Annotated in this window: 13 protein-coding genes; 4 read left to right on the top strand and 9 right to left on the bottom strand. The window is 40.9% G+C overall.

From position 1 onward, the window contains the following. Positions 1-70 precede the first annotated feature (70 nt). Together G5S32_RS03440 and G5S32_RS03435 are read right to left on the bottom strand one after the other, a co-directional pair. The gene (locus G5S32_RS03440; RefSeq protein WP_165310501.1) at positions 71-667 is read right to left on the bottom strand and encodes an inovirus Gp2 family protein; all 597 of its coding nucleotides are present in this window, start codon (positions 665-667) and stop codon (positions 71-73) included. A 283-nt stretch (positions 668-950) separates the two neighbouring features. Further along, entirely contained in the window at positions 951-2,465 is a 1,515-nt protein-coding gene (locus G5S32_RS03435) for a hypothetical protein (RefSeq protein WP_165310500.1), read from the bottom strand. A 148-nt stretch (positions 2,466-2,613) separates the two neighbouring features. Here G5S32_RS03435 and G5S32_RS03430 point away from each other — a divergent pair, with 148 nt between their 5' ends. Then, entirely contained in the window at positions 2,614-3,186 is a 573-nt protein-coding gene (locus G5S32_RS03430) for a hypothetical protein (RefSeq protein WP_165310499.1), read from the top strand. 343 nt (positions 3,187-3,529) lie between these two features. On the opposite strand, the gene G5S32_RS03425 is transcribed toward G5S32_RS03430, so the two are convergent. Then, positions 3,530-4,441, bottom strand: coding sequence for a LysR substrate-binding domain-containing protein (locus G5S32_RS03425; RefSeq protein WP_165310498.1), 912 nt, complete (start codon positions 4,439-4,441; stop codon positions 3,530-3,532). 102 nt (positions 4,442-4,543) lie between these two features. On the opposite strand from G5S32_RS03425, the gene G5S32_RS03420 reads away from it, so the two are divergent. Both G5S32_RS03420 and G5S32_RS03415 read left to right on the top strand, forming a co-directional pair. Continuing rightward, positions 4,544-5,800, top strand: a complete 1,257-nt coding sequence (locus G5S32_RS03420) for a D-amino acid dehydrogenase (RefSeq protein WP_165310497.1) — start codon at positions 4,544-4,546, stop codon at positions 5,798-5,800. A gap of 340 nt (positions 5,801-6,140) precedes the next feature. Then, entirely contained in the window at positions 6,141-7,700 is a 1,560-nt protein-coding gene (locus G5S32_RS03415) for an alanine/glycine:cation symporter family protein (protein WP_165310496.1), read from the top strand. A 63-nt stretch (positions 7,701-7,763) separates the two neighbouring features. Here the strand turns inward: G5S32_RS03415 and G5S32_RS03410 are convergent, their stop codons facing one another. The 4 genes from G5S32_RS03410 to guaB all read right to left on the bottom strand — a co-directional run bounded on the left by G5S32_RS03410 (position 7,764) and on the right by guaB (position 13,047). Next, on the bottom strand, positions 7,764-8,708 hold the full coding sequence (locus tag G5S32_RS03410) for a bile acid:sodium symporter family protein (protein WP_165310495.1): 945 nt from the start codon (positions 8,706-8,708) through the stop codon (positions 7,764-7,766). 223 nt (positions 8,709-8,931) lie between these two features. Then, positions 8,932-9,537: an acetate uptake transporter gene (locus tag G5S32_RS03405; protein ID WP_165310494.1), complete on the bottom strand. Its 606-nt coding sequence runs from the start codon at positions 9,535-9,537 to the stop codon at positions 8,932-8,934. A 315-nt stretch (positions 9,538-9,852) separates the two neighbouring features. Next, entirely contained in the window at positions 9,853-11,406 is a 1,554-nt protein-coding gene (gene guaA, locus G5S32_RS03400; protein ID WP_165310493.1) for a glutamine-hydrolyzing GMP synthase, read from the bottom strand. Positions 11,407-11,583: 177 nt separating this feature from the next. Continuing rightward, the gene (guaB, locus tag G5S32_RS03395) at positions 11,584-13,047 is read right to left on the bottom strand and encodes an IMP dehydrogenase (protein ID WP_165310492.1); all 1,464 of its coding nucleotides are present in this window, start codon (positions 13,045-13,047) and stop codon (positions 11,584-11,586) included. Between the two features lie 240 nt (positions 13,048-13,287). Between guaB and xseA the strand changes: the two genes are divergently transcribed. After that, positions 13,288-14,619, top strand: coding sequence for an exodeoxyribonuclease VII large subunit (xseA, locus tag G5S32_RS03390; RefSeq protein ID WP_165310491.1), 1,332 nt, complete (start codon positions 13,288-13,290; stop codon positions 14,617-14,619). Positions 14,620-14,742: 123 nt separating this feature from the next. On the opposite strand, the gene tnpA is transcribed toward xseA, so the two are convergent. Together tnpA and G5S32_RS03380 are read right to left on the bottom strand one after the other, a co-directional pair. Further along, positions 14,743-15,204 carry an IS200/IS605 family transposase gene (gene tnpA / locus G5S32_RS03385; RefSeq protein ID WP_165310119.1) on the bottom strand — a complete coding sequence of 154 codons (462 nt, stop codon included), beginning with the start codon at positions 15,202-15,204 and terminating at the stop codon, positions 14,743-14,745. 199 nt (positions 15,205-15,403) lie between these two features. Then, positions 15,404-17,479: an EAL domain-containing protein gene (locus G5S32_RS03380; protein ID WP_165310490.1), complete on the bottom strand. Its 2,076-nt coding sequence runs from the start codon at positions 17,477-17,479 to the stop codon at positions 15,404-15,406. Positions 17,480-17,571 lie beyond the last annotated feature (92 nt).

Below are 17,571 nucleotides of genomic sequence, written 5' to 3'. Positions count from 1 at the left end.
ACTGAAGTATCCATTACATATTAAATAACAAAGTATTAGGGCTACCGTTTTTGGTAGCCCATATCCTTGGTTATCGATAGCTATAGCCAAAACTACGACTTTCACGCGAGATATTCTTACTCTTGTTTTTACAAAGGTAACTCACTGCATATCTTTCAAACCTTTCACGCTCTTCATATCGCCCATGTTTATCTAGCCAATATATGGCTGAACCATTTTTATCAGCAATCTCAGCTAAACGCCCATACTCTAAAACATTCGCACCTTTCCCATAAAGCGCTACTGCCCACGCTTTCTTGATGATAAAGGCTAATGAAGTAGTAGAGTCATAATCACCTAAATTCATGAAGACATTCCTATTGAAAAACAAGATAACGTGATAATGCGGTACATATGAGTCTTTCTGCTCTTCAACCCAGCAGTAACGTAATACATTCGTTCTTGATTGCCCCCATTGCTTTGCCTTTCTTTTTAGGCAAGCCTTTACTTGGCTATCTACTGATGCAATAAAGGTCTTCAACAAATTGGTATATCCAAATATAGGGTCTGTATCTAAATGCAAATCAACTCGTACAGCAAGAGTTCTGGGATGGCACTCTAACGCTCTATCAGCAACTTCAAGGATTTTAGTCTTGTAATGTTTGATGTGTGGGTATTGAACTGGCATGTGTATTTCCTCTGATGATTAAAGTTACAGAGGATTACTACTCATAATATTTTTTTATTTTATTGAAGTGATAGAACTGAATAGTTTATCAATGAGTTATCTATTGTTGTGTAGTTCTTGGTAATGTATTGATTAATAAAATATTGATTAGTAGATATTACAATACTAACTATACCCGCTTGAACGACTATAGCCTTTCCTTACTATCAAGAAACAAATCTCCCAGCACGTACGGGAAATTGAACATACGCGACTACTCTGAAGTTAGCCCTCTAAACAACTGTTAAAACAAACGACTTTTACTATGGTAAAACTCAAGCTTTTTATGAGAGAACACATGAAGCTCGTCTTTATCCCAGATATCTTTTGAACGGCTCTCAGCATAGACACTTGCACACACGTTGAAGTCATTTGATGCTGAGTTATCAAGCACCTCTTCATTCGGATTATTTTTTTCAGAGTTTAAACTTCTAGGATAAGCCCAGAAATGAAATCCTATATGGTAAGAAAAACGAGTTGGGCTGTAATTATTCGTTGTGTGTAACCATTGATAAACCATCCTAGCCAAACAGAACGAATGGTATAGCGAATACAAGATGTACGCCCTCACGAAACTTACGGGTGTATTTCTCGATAAATTTATTTGTTCTTCTTTGGTCAAGCTGTGCCAATCGAAAGGAATATCTTCGAGTCTTCTAATGTTCACCAAAGCTAATAATGATTTGGGCAACCACTGGTTCAATTCCAAATGCTGTTTAATATTAGTATTACCCAAAAGCTTTTCATATACGCTTTTAACCATCTCTTGTTGGTCTTTACTCGTACTGCTACTCTTTTCAAACAACACATCCGACTGCCTTAACAGCTCACTGTATTCAGACAATATGATGGAAGCTATCGCGTTATTTTGTATCCCCATTAACGCTGCCCAGTCGCGTTTACGATAATGTTCTTTCATACCCAACAAAAAGCTTCCTTCCGGCTCTTTTGAATCAAACAGAAAAGTGTCATTGCAAATCCAAGAGATCAGTATTGAAGAACCCAGAGTATGAGTACTAGGTTTCACATTGACGGCTGGATATGGAAAGAAAACACGAAAATTTGGACTATTGGTGATTCCTAATGAATCCATGTTGTTAGGATGAAATTTAGCACCTGTAACCTTCACGTTATCTCTTGACGCTTTTAACGCGTCATTCCAACTTCCAACATAAAACATCGTTTTGTCCGTCTCTAACATATCTTTTGTGTCGGGTTGATAAATCACCTTGAGTGCTTCAAGTTTTTTTAAAGCACTAGAGATTCGAGTACTTGTCACTCGACCATTTAACACACTTTTCAATGTGCTAAATGTCGCAGAATCTCCCCATACACCAGTTTTAACCAAAGCCATCAAGTTAATCATAATCCAACGAACAATTAGTCTTTCACCTGACAGCGCTTCTGCATGTTTACGCACATATGAGCAATACTCTTGGTACAAGCTACGAAAACGACCTGTACTAATCTTGCCTAAAAAAAGACACTTTGACTCATCAACCTCATTCAGTAATTTCTTGGTCAACTTATAGCGATACTCCGTTCTTCCCCCTTGCTTTCCCCAATAGCCAAAATCTCGTTCGATTAAATCATGGCTAACCAAACGCTTTAAAAGTGCATTCAAATCTGTATGAGACATACCGAAGTTCTTAGCTAATTCAATCGTCCCTTTTCCCTTACCAAACTGTATACCGTCCCCATAATTGGCAATGAGCACGAACAAACCATAACTTTCTTGATACGTACAATCAGATAACACCTTTAACCTCCAAGCCAATATCCACCAAGACTTAAAGTAGCATTTAATTTCTGGAATTTGAAACTTTTTTATGATTTTTACTAATGATAATAACACCTAATAATGTTAGATTTGGTGAGTATTACTTCTGTTGAATAAAGGTCTGTTTATGAGAAAGAATATTGCTAAAGAGCTAACTTGGATAAATCCTAAAAATGAAAGACAAGCGGAATGGTTGACTAACTACATGGTCAAGCAAGGGCTACCCGTATATCGAGAAATCGACTTAGACGAGCATTATTTAGACTATATCTTGAACTTAAAAGATCACTGGCAAGAGGGTGACGACAATGCAGAAAATAGAGAGCTAGCTAGAAAGGCAAAGAATGCGTGGAATAATTACGCAAAAAGAACAGATAATTACCAAGTAAGCATTCCCAGAAAATACAAAAAAGTCTTTGATCGACTTGCAAAAAAATATGACATACCTCTGAGTAAATTACTTCCGATGTTAGTCAATGATGAACTGAATCGATTAGAAGATAAGAGAGAGAAGGAAAAAGACTACTTGCCCGAGGTATCACGACTAAACCAGCAGCTAGAAGACAAAAATAATGAAATAGCTAGACTTCAAACAGAGCTGTATGAGAAACAATTACTAATATCTAAATTTGAAAAAAAGCAAATTGAAGAAGATACAACAGAACAAAATCCGTTTTCAGAATTTAACGAATTTGAATAACACTTTTTGTTTTAGTAACCGATGTAGTAACCAATTTAAAATTCAAATCAATTAAAATAAATAAAAATCAAATAGATAACAAATAAATTCAACTTACCCCAGCCCACCAAACGTTTGGAAAGGGCGATAACTCATAGAGTTATCGCCCTTTTTGTTACTACTCGCTGATAAGTAGCCGGCTTTTCGCACCTTTTACTTGCACCCCCATAGCTTCGGCATTTTTGTTGTAGAAATCAGAGTTCGAGGACATAAAAAGCACTTGAAAATCAGTTTCCTAAATCATAATTCGAGTCTTATTGAAGGCGAGTAAGTTTGATTAAAGTATGAAGTTACTTGACCTAACTCACTCAGCCTTGTCGCCTTTAACCTGTTCTTTCAGCCATTGGGTGAAAATTGCTGTCGTTTCATTTGGGTTATGGGTGATCAAAAAGTACCCTGCGTTGGCTAGTATTGGCTTGAATGGTGAAATGAGCTTGCCTGTTTCCAACTCACTCTGCAGCAGCATAGATCGCGCCATCGCAATGCCGACATTTGCTTCTGCCGCAGACATAGCCATATCAGTGCGGTTAAAGAAGTGACCTTTATGGGTGGATATTTCAATACCCATTTCAGAAGCCCAATATAGCCATTCATAATCTCTTGGCGCTTTTGCCCAAGGCATTGCATCATGCAGCAAATTTACTTCATCCCAATGACTTGGGTTGTTTTTAATATCTTGCAGCCATGGGTGTGCCTTCATATATGATGGGCTCATCACTGGTAATAGCGACTCTGCCATTAACAGCTCTGAGTTTTTTCGGTTATAAGGGAAAGGTCCATAGTCAATCGCGAGGTCAAAGTCTTTTCTTTCACTGTCTACTAGCGCCCCTTCGGCAAATAACTGTACTTGTATCTCTGGATATTGATGATAAAAATCTTCCAGTTTGGGCAGCAACCATTTGAATGCCAGAGACGGCGTCAATTTCAGTCGAATCTCTTTACGGTTCTCACGTTGCTCCAAATTATGTAAAGACTCTTCAATATCTTGAAAGCTGCGTTGAACAACCGCTCTAAGTGTCTCTCCTGCTTCAGTTAATTTCACCCCACGCGAATGGCGTTCAAATAGACTAAAACCTATTTTCGATTCTAGCTGAAGCAATTGCTGACTAATTGCCCCTGTCGTAATGTGCAACTCTTTCGCTGCAGCACTGAAACTTGGATATTGTGCGACAAGCATAAATGTATGTAATGCTGAAACTTGAGAACTCTTTAACATAGTTTTGCTTATAGTTTTACTAAACACTGATGATAATTTTTATCGATTGTTAACAAAAGGTAAAGCAAAGAAACTACAGCTATAACAAATGAGGAGTTTCAAATGGAAGTTATTGTTCTTGGAAGTGGTGTAGTAGGTTTAACATCAGCATGGTATTTGTCTCAAGCAGGACATAGTGTCACGGTGGTTGACCGACAGCCACGTAGTGCAGAAGAAACCAGCTTCGCTAACGCTGGGCAAATCTCTTATGGCTACTCCTCTCCCTGGGCGGCTCCCGGTATTCCACAAAAAGCAGTTAAGTGGATGTTTGAAAAACATGCCCCTTTGAAAGTAAAACCCTCGCTTGATCCACAAATGCTCCAGTGGATGATGCAAATGCTGACAAACTGTCAGCTTGCTCGCTATGAAGTGAATAAATCACGCATGTTAGCGATTGCCAATCACAGCCGTGAATGCCTGCATGAACTGAAAAAGCACCACAACGTTGAATACCAAGGTCGTCAAAAAGGCACTCTACAAGTTTTCCGTAATAAAAAGCAGCTTGTTTCAATCGAAAAAGATATGAAACTTTTGGAACAGAGCGGCGTCCGTTTTGAACTGATGGATGTAGCATCTTGTATCAAACAAGAGCCGGGACTCGCACCTGTGCAAGACAAACTTGTTGGTGGCCTCTACTTACCTGACGATGAAACTGGTGACTGCTACCTATTCTGTCAGCAACTTACAGAGCTGGCGAAAGCACAAGGCGTTCAGTTTAAGTTCGATACTAAGATTCAGTCTTTAGCTATTGAAGGCAAAAAGATCATGGGTGTCCAAACGGACAAAGGTCTGCTCAAAGCTGATTCTTATGTGGTTGCGTTAGGAAGTTTTTCTAAGCAGATGCTTAAACCTTTAGGGGTTGATGTGCCCGTTTACCCGGTAAAAGGTTACTCATTAACTTTACCGATTGTGAATGAAGAATTAGCGCCAACGTCTACGGTTATGGATGAAACCTATAAGGTTGCGCTAACACGTTTTGATAACAGAATTCGTGTTGCCGGCACTGCGGAGTTGGCAGGATTTGATCCTTCAATTCCAACTGCTCGCAAAGAAACTATTGAGATGGTGGTTCGCGATCTGTTCCCACAAGGTGGTGATTTTAGTAGAGCTGAATTCTGGACAGGATTCCGTCCAATGACTCCAGACGGCACACCAATCATTGGGGCGACACCAATTCAAAACCTATACACCAATACTGGTCACGGTACTTTGGGATGGACTATGGCTTGTGGTTCAGGGCAAATTCTGTCGGACATCATCACTCATGGTGATGCAAAAATAGATATTTCTGGATTAGGTGTTTCTCGTTACCAAAGCTAAAAACACTAACAATCTTAAAAAAGGGTCTAAATAGACCCTTTTTATTTATGTATATACATATTATCCACCACAAAACACCTTCAAACCCACACAACACCAAAGTGAACTTTTATTCACATCACCCTGCATAATTCTTACTTTAGTAATAACTTATTTATAAAAGACCAAATTTTAACCAAAAATAGAATTTATCATTTATCGTACAGTATATAGCCAGAATTTCGTGTGAAAAATCACACTAATCAAGTCTAAGAGATAATTTGGTTAACATTACCATTACAAAAGATTATTATCTGACACGCAAAACAAACACAACTATCACTCAACAGGGAAAATACTCATGCAGTCAATTGTTGATTTTCTAAATGGAATTATCTGGAGCCCAGCACTAATTTATTTGTGTCTAGGTGCCGGTGTGTTCTATTCAATTCTTACTCGTTTCGTTCAGGTTCGTCATTTCTTTGAAATGTGGCGCCTTTTACTTTCAGGCAAAAGTTCTTCTAAAGGTATCTCTTCATTCCAAGCACTTGCAGTTTCACTGTCAGGTCGTGTAGGTACAGGTAACATTGCGGGCGTTGCAGCAGCTATCGGCTTTGGTGGCCCTGGTGCAGTTTTCTGGATGTGGGTTGTAGCATTCTTTGGTGCGGCAACAGCTTATGCAGAATCAACGCTAGCGCAGATCTATAAAGAAGAAGACAACCAAGAGTTCCGTGGTGGTCCTGCTTACTACATTGAAAAAGCAATGGGTCAAAAATGGTACGCGTGGATCTTTGCTATCGCGACAATCTTTGCTTGTGGTGTTCTATTACCGGGTGTTCAATCGAACAGCATTGGTAACGCAGTTGAGACAGCTTTCGGCGCAGGCCCAATGATTGACACAGCTATCGGTACAATCAGTTTCGCAAAAATTCTTACTGGTACGATTGTTTCAATCCTTCTAGCGTTCATCATCTTTGGTGGCGTTAAGCGTATCGCTAGCTTCACACAGATTGTTGTGCCATTCATGGCGCTTGCTTATGTAGTGACAGCATTCGTAATCATCCTGCTAAACATTGGTGAAGTACCACGTATTTTTGGTCTAATCATCGGTGATGCATTTACTCCTATGGCAGGTGTTGGTGCTGCCATTGGTTGGGGTGTTAAACGTGGCGTTTACTCTAACGAAGCAGGTCAAGGTACAGGCCCTCACGCTGCAGCGGCTGCAAGTGTTGAACACCCTGCTCAGCAAGGTCTAGTACAAGCATTCTCTATCTACATCGATACATTACTAGTATGTTCTGCAACAGCATTTATGATTCTTATCACTGGTGCATACAACGTACACGGTGGTGCTGAAGGTCTGTTCCTTGTTCAGAACCTAGCAACAGATGTAGCAGCTAATGGTCCAGCGTTTACACAAATCGCAATTGAAAGTGCATTGCCAGGCGTAGGTAAACCATTCGTTGCATTCGCGCTATTCTTCTTCGCGTTCACAACGATTCTTGCTTACTACTACATTGCAGAAACTAACGTTGCTTACATTCGTCGTACTTTCAAAGTTGACGGCCTAATGTTCTTCCTAAAACTGGTTATCATTGCAACCGTATTTTACGGTACGGTGAAGACGGCAAACCTTGCATGGGCAATGGGTGACGTAGGTGTAGGTATGATGGCTTGGTTAAACATCGTAGGTATCATCATCATTTTCTTCCTGTCTAAGCCAACGATGGCAGCACTGAAAGACTATGAAGATCAACAAAAACAAGGTGTCGAAGAATACCTGTTCAACCCAGTTAAACTAGGCATTAAGAATGCGACTTACTGGGAAGAGAAATACAAACGGAAGACAGGTAAAGCACCAACAGCTGATTCCGAAAAAGAACAAGTTTCTGCAACTCCAGCAGAGCAATCATCTAACTAAGATTAGAGTGATTAAAAAAAGGGTTAGCTTAGCTAACCCTTTTTATTTGCAGACATTAGCGATTTAACTTTTCACGGTTTGCTGAACAATCTCTTCATTAGCATTTGGACGCTTTGCCCAATACCCTGCCAACAAAGAACCAGACAAGTTATGCCAAATAGAGAAAATAGTTCCTGCAACTGCTGACGCTGGCGTGAAGAACTTCATCGCCAATGCTGTGGCTAAACCAGAGTTTTGTAAGCCAACTTCAAATGCTACTGTACGGCTGATGGTTTCATTGAAACCAAGTGCTCTACAGATCCAGTAACCAGAAGCCAAACCTACCCCATTATGCAAAATAACCGCAAGCGCTACGATTGGACCGATTGTCGCCAAATTGCCAGCATTCAGCGCTACAACAATAGCAATAATAAAGACGATAGCTGCCATTGAAATAATCGGTAGGACAGGTTCTATTTTCTCAGTTACTGAACGTAAGAACACATTCAATACAACACCACCAGCAACAGGAATAAGAACAATTTTCACCAAACTCATCAGCATGCTGGCTACAGGTACATCAACCGCTTTACCCGCTAGTAGTTCAACTAGTAGCGGAGTCAGCACTACACCAAGCAAAGTAGAAATAGATGTCATTGTGATCGACAAAGCCACATCACCTTTTGCCAGATAGCACATAACGTTTGATGAGGTTCCACCAGCGACGCTGCCAACCAAGACCATGCCGATAGTGAGCATTGGGTCAAAGCCTAGCAGTAAGCTAATTAATAAAGCAGCAATCGGCATAACCGAGAACTGCAGTATTAAACCAACACCAATCGCCTTCTTATTCTGAATAACATTGAGAAAATCTTTAGGTTTTAGGGTTAAGCCCATAGCCAACATTATGATTGTTAAAAGCGGGACAATTTGACCTTTATGCTCGACAAATAGACTTGGTACAAAATAAGCGCATAGAGAGAACAATATTGCCCATAGTGGGAATAGTTGCGTGATAATCCTTAACATATACATTCCTGTTTAATTTTATATTTATAAGCCCAACCAACTGATGGCTACTTCTGATACGAGAACAATCAGAGGTAAGGGATAACTAGGCTCAAAGACCTAATATCAGGAACACGTTACTCCACTCTAAGAACAAAAAACAACCAGACATTTACTGTGGGTTAGATTTATTTCAAAAAAAAGGCCGACCATAAGGTCGACCTTCTCAGAAACCAAAAGTTAATTAAGCAGCAACTTCTTTAAGCTCAGCTTTAACTTCTTCTTTAACAAACTTTGCTTTACCAACTGGTAGCACTTCACGACCGTATTCTGCGTTAAGAACTTGAGCCATTGCGAAGTAGATTGCGCTTGCGCCACAGAAGATACCTTCGAAGCCTGCAATAGTACCGATTAGCGCGCTACCAGTGAAATCACGTAGAGCTAGTAGTGCAAACAGGATAGTTAGTGAAGCAAATACAACTTGCTTAGCCATTGGGTAGCAGCGTGAACCAATGTACATGAAACCAGTGAATACACCCCATAGAGCTAGGTACCAACCCATGAAGTGTTCTGGGCTAGCTGGTAGACCCATTTTTGGCATAACAATTAGGCCAACTAGAGTTAACCAGAATAGACCGTAAGAAGTAAATGCAGTAGTACCGAAAGTATCGCCACGGTTGTAGCACATAATGCCTACAATAACCTGACCTAAACCGCCGTAGAAGATACCCATAGCAAGAATCATAGAATCTAGTGGGAAGAAACCTGCATTATGGATGTTTAGCAGAATAGTGGTCATACCGAAACCCATTAGACCTAGTGGTGCTGGGTTAGCTAATTTAGTAGACATTCCTAACGTACCTTAAAAAAAGTGGATAAAATTTACGCGCGGATTTTAATGTACAGTTAGATAAAATAAATACCACATTTGCAAAAACTTAGATTTCACTTTTATAGTTATTGAGTTACAGAAAACCAAAAGCTATTCGAGCTGAACCAATTAAAAATAAACACCTACAAATCATAATGTTATATGTAGAGAAAAATACTCATCATAGGACAATTGCTCACTCTTTAAGCATTGCAATATCTCAGACATATTTTCTAACTTAAAAAGAAAGCCCCAGAGGTTATCTGGGGCTTTGCAATTTTTACTAATCGAATCTTATTCCCATTCGATTGTCGCTGGTGGCTTGCCAGAAATGTCGTAAACCACGCGAGAAATGCCATTTACTTCGTTGATGATACGGTTAGACACTTTACCTAGGAAATCATAAGGTAGGTGCGCCCAATGCGCTGTCATGAAGTCGATAGTTTCAACAGCACGTAGCGATACAACCCAATCATATTTACGACCATCGCCCATTACACCCACAGAGCGTACTGGTAGGAATACTGTAAATGCTTGAGAAACTTTGTTGTATAGATCTGCTGCATGAAGTTCTTCAATGAAGATTGCATCCGCACGGCGTAGTAAGTCACAGTATTCTTTCTTGATTTCGCCAAGGACACGAACACCTAGACCAGGTCCTGGGAATGGGTGGCGGTAAAGCATGTTGTATGGAAGACCAAGTTCTAGACCGATCTTACGCACTTCATCTTTAAACAGTTCACGTAATGGCTCAACCAGGCCCATTTTCATATCATCAGGCAGGCCACCAACGTTATGGTGAGACTTGATTACGTGCGCTTTACCTGTTTTAGAGGCAGCAGACTCAATCACGTCAGGGTAGATAGTACCTTGTGCCAGCCACTTAGCGCTGGACAGTTTCTTCGACTCTTCATCAAAGATATTAATAAACTCGTGACCGATAATCTTACGCTTCTTCTCAGGATCTGATTCGCCTTTAAGCGCATTCATAAAGCGATCTTCAGCATCTACTTTGATAATATTCAGACCAAAGTGATCACCAAACATGTCCATTACCTGCTTGCCTTCGTCAAGACGCAGAAGACCATTATCCACAAATACACAGGTTAATTTGTCGCCGATAGCACGCTGTACAAGCATAGCAACAACAGATGAATCCACACCACCAGAAAGAGCCAGAATGACTTCGTCGTCACCCACTTTCTCTTTAATACGAGCAACAGCATCTTCAATAATTGATTCAGATGTCCATAGACGCTCACAACCACACACACCAAGAACAAAGTTCTCAAGCATTTGTTGTCCTTGCTTAGTATGAGTTACTTCTGGGTGGAACTGAACACCGTAGTATTTCTTCTCTTCATTCGCCATTGCTGCGTATGGACAAGTATCTGTCGCACCAACTTTTACGAAGTCAGCAGGGATTTCAACAACTTTGTCACCGTGGCTCATCCAAACATCTTGAGTTTCAGCAAGGTCTTTGAACAGTGCAGATTCACCAGATACTTTAACTTGTGCGTAGCCGAACTCACGCTCTTCTGAACTTGCTACGCGACCGCCTAACTGCTCAGCCATAGTTTGCATGCCGTAACATACACCAAGTACAGGTACGCCTGAGTCAAAAACATATTGAGGTGCGCGAGGAGAGTTTTGTTCAGTCACGCTTTCTGGGCCGCCAGAAAGGATAATACCGTCAGGATTGAATTCGCGAATATCCGCTTCTTCTACGTCCCAGCTCCATAGTTCACAGTAAACACCGATTTCACGAACGCGGCGCGCTACAAGTTGAGTGTATTGAGAACCGAAATCTAGGATCAGAATTCGTTGATCATGAATGTTCTTTGTCATATTGAGCAATCTTATCAGCTAAATTGAGAATCGGAGGCGAGTCTACTCGCCTCTCTATAAGTCATCAAGTAAAAAAGCAAACGTTTACGTCGTGCAAATATTCAGTTAAGAAACTAACAACTACATTCAAACGTTTGTTAATCCAACGCGCTATAAATCTAGTCGCGCTATTAACCATTAACCCAAACGGTAGTTTGGAGCTTCTTTAGTGATTTGAACGTCGTGTACGTGAGACTCTGCCATACCAGCGCCAGAGATACGTACAAATTCTGCTTTAGTACGCATATCTTCAATAGTAGCTGAACCAGTCAACCCCATACTTGAACGTAAACCACCCATCTGTTGATGAACGATCTCTTTCAGACGACCTTTATATGCGATACGGCCTTCGATACCTTCTGGAACAAGCTTGTCAGCAGCGTTATCAGATTGGAAGTAACGATCTGAAGAACCTTGAGACATTGCGCCCAAAGAACCCATACCACGGTAAGATTTGTAAGAACGACCGTTAAATAGAATGATTTCACCCGGTGCTTCTTCAGTACCAGCAAACATTGAACCAACCATAACGCAAGATGCACCTGCCGCGATTGCTTTACAGATGTCGCCAGAGAAACGGATACCGCCGTCAGCAATAACGGGAATACCGTATTCGTTTGCCACTTCAGCAGCATCAGAAATAGCGGTAATTTGAGGTACACCTACACCTGTTACGATACGAGTTGTACAGATAGAACCAGGGCCGATACCGACCTTAACTGCACTTACACCAGCTTCAATCAGCGCTTTAGCACCTGCGCCAGTTGCTACGTTACCACCAATGATGTCTAAATCTGGGTATGCTGCGCGAGTTTCGCGGATACGGTTTAGAACACCTTCAGAGTGACCGTGTGAAGAGTCGATAAGTAGAACATCGACACCTGCTTCAACAAGCGCGGCTACGCGCTCTTCGTTACCAGCACCAGCGCCAACCGCAGCACCTACACGTAGACGACCGCGAGCATCTTTACATGCGTTTGGTTTACGTTCTGCTTTGTGGAAGTCTTTTGCTGTGATCATACCTGTTAATTGGAAATCATCATTCACAACCAGTACTTTCTCAACACGAGCTTCGTGCATTTTCTCTTGAACTTCAGCGCGAGTTGCGCCTTCTTTTACCGCAGCTAAACGCTCTTTAGGAGTCATTACTGAATCTACTTTTTTCGATAGATCAGTAACGAAACGAACGTCACGACCAGTAATGATACCAACAAGTTCGTTGCTTTCGGTTACCACAGGGAAACCCGCAAAACCGTGTTTTTCAGTTAGGGCAACCACATCAGCAATCGTTGCTTCTGGGTTAACGGTAACTGGATCTGCAACAACGCCCGCTTCGAATTTTTTTACTTTACGAACTTCTGCTGCTTGCTGATCGATTGACATATTCTTGTGAATAAAGCCAATACCGCCTTCTTGTGCAAGAGCAATAGCTAAACGAGCCTCTGTCACTGTGTCCATAGACGCAGAAATCATTGGGATATTTAGAGTAATATTTTTAGTTAGCTGCGTATGTAAATCGGCAGTGTTTGGGAGAACGGTGGAGTGTGCTGGTACGAGTAGAACATCGTCGAATGTCAGCGCTTCTTTGGCAATTCTAAGCATTTGCAATATCTCACAATTTAGAGGGTAAATATAAAAACAATCCAAATGCTCCACTTTCCGGTTTTAACAACTTTCTATATTAATAACCGAAAAGATGCATTTGGATTAGATATTGCGGACGGATTATACGCCCGACGCAATCGCTTGGCTACACATTTCTTTATTTTTAATTTGCATTCTAGCCCTTGCTATGTATTATATTGCCGCTAATTTCCATACTCACGTCTGGTTGAATAATTAGTGCCTTCCAATACCAATCCAAACATCTATACCGTTTCTCGTCTTAATGCTGAAGTACGATTATTACTAGAAAATGAAATGGGTATCGTTTGGCTAATTGGTGAAGTTTCCAACTTCTCCTCTCCCGTTTCCGGTCACTGGTATCTAACGCTTAAAGACTCTCGCGCCCAAGTAAAGTGCGCTATGTTCAAAGGCAATAATCGCTTTGTAAACTTTAAGCCGAAAAACGGTCAGCAAGTGTTGGTTAAAGCACGATTGTCCCTCTATGAACCTCGTGGTGATTACCAAATCATTATTGAGAGCATGCAACCTGAAGGTGATGGCCGCTTACAACAAGAATTCGACCAGCTAAAAATGAAGCTTGCTTCTGAAGGTCTGTTTGCTCAAACTTTAAAGAAAAGCTTACCTGAACACCCAAGATGTGTCGGTGTTATCACCTCAAAGACTGGCGCAGCTCTGCACGACATCCTTCAAGTTCTTAGACGCCGCGACCCTAGCTTGCCTATCATCATCTATCCTACTCTAGTTCAAGGGGAAGATGCATCGATTCAGATTGCTCAAGCGATTGGCTGTGCCAACTCTCGTGCAGAGTGTGATGTGCTGATCGTAGGGCGAGGCGGCGGTTCGTTGGAAGACTTATGGTGCTTTAACAGCGAAATCGTTGCCCGTACCATTGCAGCAAGCCAGATCCCTATTATCAGTGCGGTTGGACATGAAATTGACGTGACGATTGCTGACTTCGTTGCTGATGTTCGTGCGCCGACTCCATCAGCGGCAGCTGAACTGGTCAGCAGAGACAACACCAATAAGAAACAAGCGTTTCAAGCATATCGTCATAAAATAGCCAGCGCTATGCGCCACTATTTTGCTCAACAAAAATTTGAATTGAAACAGCTGCAACATCGCTTAGACAGACAACATCCAGCCAATCGTCTTCAACGTCAGCAACAGCAGCTTGATGAATACAGCATGCGCTTAGAGCGAGCAGTTCAAGCTCGTATCAACAAAACACAGCAGCATCTTGATAGGCAGAGGCATCAACTTCAGCTTTTGTCTCCAGAAAAAATATTGCGTAATCAGCAATATCTACTTTCAAGCAAAGAAAGAGAAATGAATGAAGCGATGAAACGATATCTTGTTTCTTCTCGTCATACATTTACTCGCTTGATGGACAAAATGAATGCGGTCAGCCCTCTGGCTACTTTATCTCGAGGCTATTCAATAACGCAAAATGCTCAAGGCGATGTCATTCATAACACCAGTGAAGTTCAGCAAGGTGACTTAATCGTTACTCGCCTAAAAGATGGAGAGATACGCTCCATCGTTAAATAAATTTCTCCTGTCAATGAAAAAAAGTATCCACCGGCATAGCCGGTGGTTTTTCATATGCGCCTATAAGGCTCTCCTACTGGCAGCGCCCTAGCAGGCGCGTAGTGATCTGACATTTGCATATGACTATTTCCTGCGGCCCGCAAACGGGCTACCTGAATACGGGAGCGACAATTGCTCTCCCATTTTATCCTGCTCTAGTTGGTGCTTTATGTAATTCTGTATCTTGCTCGTATTCTTACCTACCGTATCTACATAATAACCTCGGCACCAAAACTCACGATTCCGATATTTAAACTTCAAATCCCCGAATCGTTCATAAAGCATTAGGCTACTTTTACCTTTCAAATACCCCATAAACGCTGAAACACTCATTTTGGGCGGTATTTCTAAAAGCATGTGGATATGATCCGAGCAACATTCCGCTTCAAGAATGTTCACATTTTTCCATTCACATAGTTTCCTCAATATTTCACCTATTGCTCTACGTTTTTCTCCGTAGAACACTTGTCTTCTATATTTCGGTGCAAAGACTATGTGGTATTTACAGTTCCAGCGCGTGTGCGCTAAGCTCTTTTCGTCCCCCATTGGGACCCCCTTTCAATTCTTAATTAACTCTTGTAGTTGCCAGACCACAAGACGTTTTTATCAAATTGAAAGGGGTTATATAACTGATTTATAGCTGTAAGCTTTACGGAACCCCCAGCCTAGCTGGGGGTTTTCTCTATACAAAAAGGCCACTGAGGTCATCAGTGGCAAATCTCACAGTGAAACCTAGGGGAAACTTTTACTTTGCTCTTAAGTTGTCTCTAATCTTTTTTGTTAGGTTCTCAACATCGACAGGTCGTGAGAAGTAGTAACCTTGCAATAGATGACAAGCAAGATCAGCGAGAATCTGTGATTGCTCCTTAGTTTCTACACCTTCTGCAACAATTGTCAGTTGCTTAATACTCGCTACAGCCAAGATGCTTTTTACTAAGTTATACGCATCTTTATCTTCAACTAAATCATTGATAAAGCTCTTATCAATTTTCACTTCATCGACCGGTAACTTAGATAAATAGCTGAGCGACGAATAACCTGTACCAAAATCATCAATCGAAAACTTAATGCCAATCGCTTTAAGCTGCTCAATAACAGCAATGGTTCCAGGAATATCGTTTAGGAATGTACCTTCCGTGATTTCGAAAACAATGCGCTTTGAATCAATCCCCGTTGATTGGATAATCTCTATCGTACTATCGACAAAGCCTTTGCTCATCAGTTGGTTTGGTGAGATGTTTACAGATAACGTCAAAGCATCTTCGCCATTTGGGCTAATTGACTGAATATCTTTACAAGCTTGAGCAAGTACTAAATCACTGATCTTACCAATCACACCTTTTTTCTCAGCGATCGGAATAAAATCGAGTGGCGCAACTCGTCCTAGCTCTACGTTATCCCAGCGCACTAGCGCTTCAACACCAATGATCTTACCGTTTAACGTACTGACTTGCGGTTGGTAGTGAACATAAAACTCTTTATTGTCGATTGCAAAATCTAGCAGGTTAGAGATCTTGAAGTGACGTTCTGAACTCTTAGACATAAATGGCGAATAGCTAACATTGAATAAGTTATTTGCTTTCGCATACTTCATCGCTAGCTCACCGTTACGCACGATGATCGAGCCTAAAATGTTGCGATTCTTGAAACTCACTACTGCGTTGCGAACATGAAGTGAAATCATCTCACCACACACATCAAATTTTTCAAACGTTTCAGTTTGCTTTTCGAAATCGATACATGAACCCGTTGATTTCTGACAAATCACTACAAATTGGTCTGCTGATACATGCCCAATGAACATCATTTCATCTTTAAGATCTTCCAGTGCGCTACTCACTTGTCGTAGCACGCGGTCACCAACGGCAAAACCATATTGGTTATTAACCTTCTGGAAGTCCACAATGTCAATCAGCTGTAGTTGATACTCTTCGCCTTTTTCCTGCAAACAAAGGTTATCGATGTAATCTGACGTTGCTTTTCTATTTGGTAAACCTGTCACATCGTTATAAAGAGATCGAAAAGCAATTTCTTTATCTTTCTCTTCTATTTGAATCAGCTTTTCTTCAATTGCTGATTTGTACTGATATAGTTTTTTTGCCGTGATGGTACGTAAGTAATAAATGATCCCAGCAAAAATGATGAAGACAAAAATATGGAACAGGTTCTGATTGGACTTTTGTTCGAGGACTAGATTCGTGACTATTTTAGCTTCTGATTCAGAGTATTTTTTGATGTCATTTAGTAGCTCACCACTACCTAAGACAACATCCCAATCTTCGACGTAGCGAATATGCGTGATCTTTTGTGCAGCGGCATCAGACTTACGGTTGTTAAATGCTTTGTCACTATATTCAACCCAAGACACTCCATTGATTGCGCTTTGATAAATATAATGGACTAACTCATCATCAATATCGTTTTTAAATAAGTTATCTGAGTTTCTATGAACAACGAACCTCTTGTTACTATCGATAACAAATATATAGTCATCATAGCCTTCATTCAGCAGCTGGAATGAAGTCATTGTTTTATCGAAAAGAGCCTTCGGGATCACATCACCGTCAGCGAGATCATTACTTTGACGAATAACATCCAACATTTTTAGCGTTGTATCAACCCGCTCTTCAACTTCAGTTTTTCTTATCGCAATGTATTGATCTTCAATACTGGTGATAACAGAAGCGATTAAGCTTTTTGAGAATAAATGTTGATTTATAAAAGACGTACCAATGGCACATACCATAAGTACACTTGGCAGCCAGAGCAAATATCTTTTCAACACTTTGTCGGTCATGTTCGCAAGTTCTTTTCGTTTCATTTCAGCGTTAATCCAACTTTGTGTATGGATCTTCAGCTGGCAAATGATACAGATGAAAAGCGAATAGAATAGATATCGAAAACTGATCTCAA

Origin of the sequence: Vibrio ziniensis (genome assembly GCF_011064285.1) — a bacterium.
GTDB lineage: Bacteria > Pseudomonadota > Gammaproteobacteria > Enterobacterales > Vibrionaceae > Vibrio > Vibrio ziniensis.
Note: the sequence above shows the minus strand (reverse complement) of the source record. Positions and strands in the feature narration are given on the sequence as shown.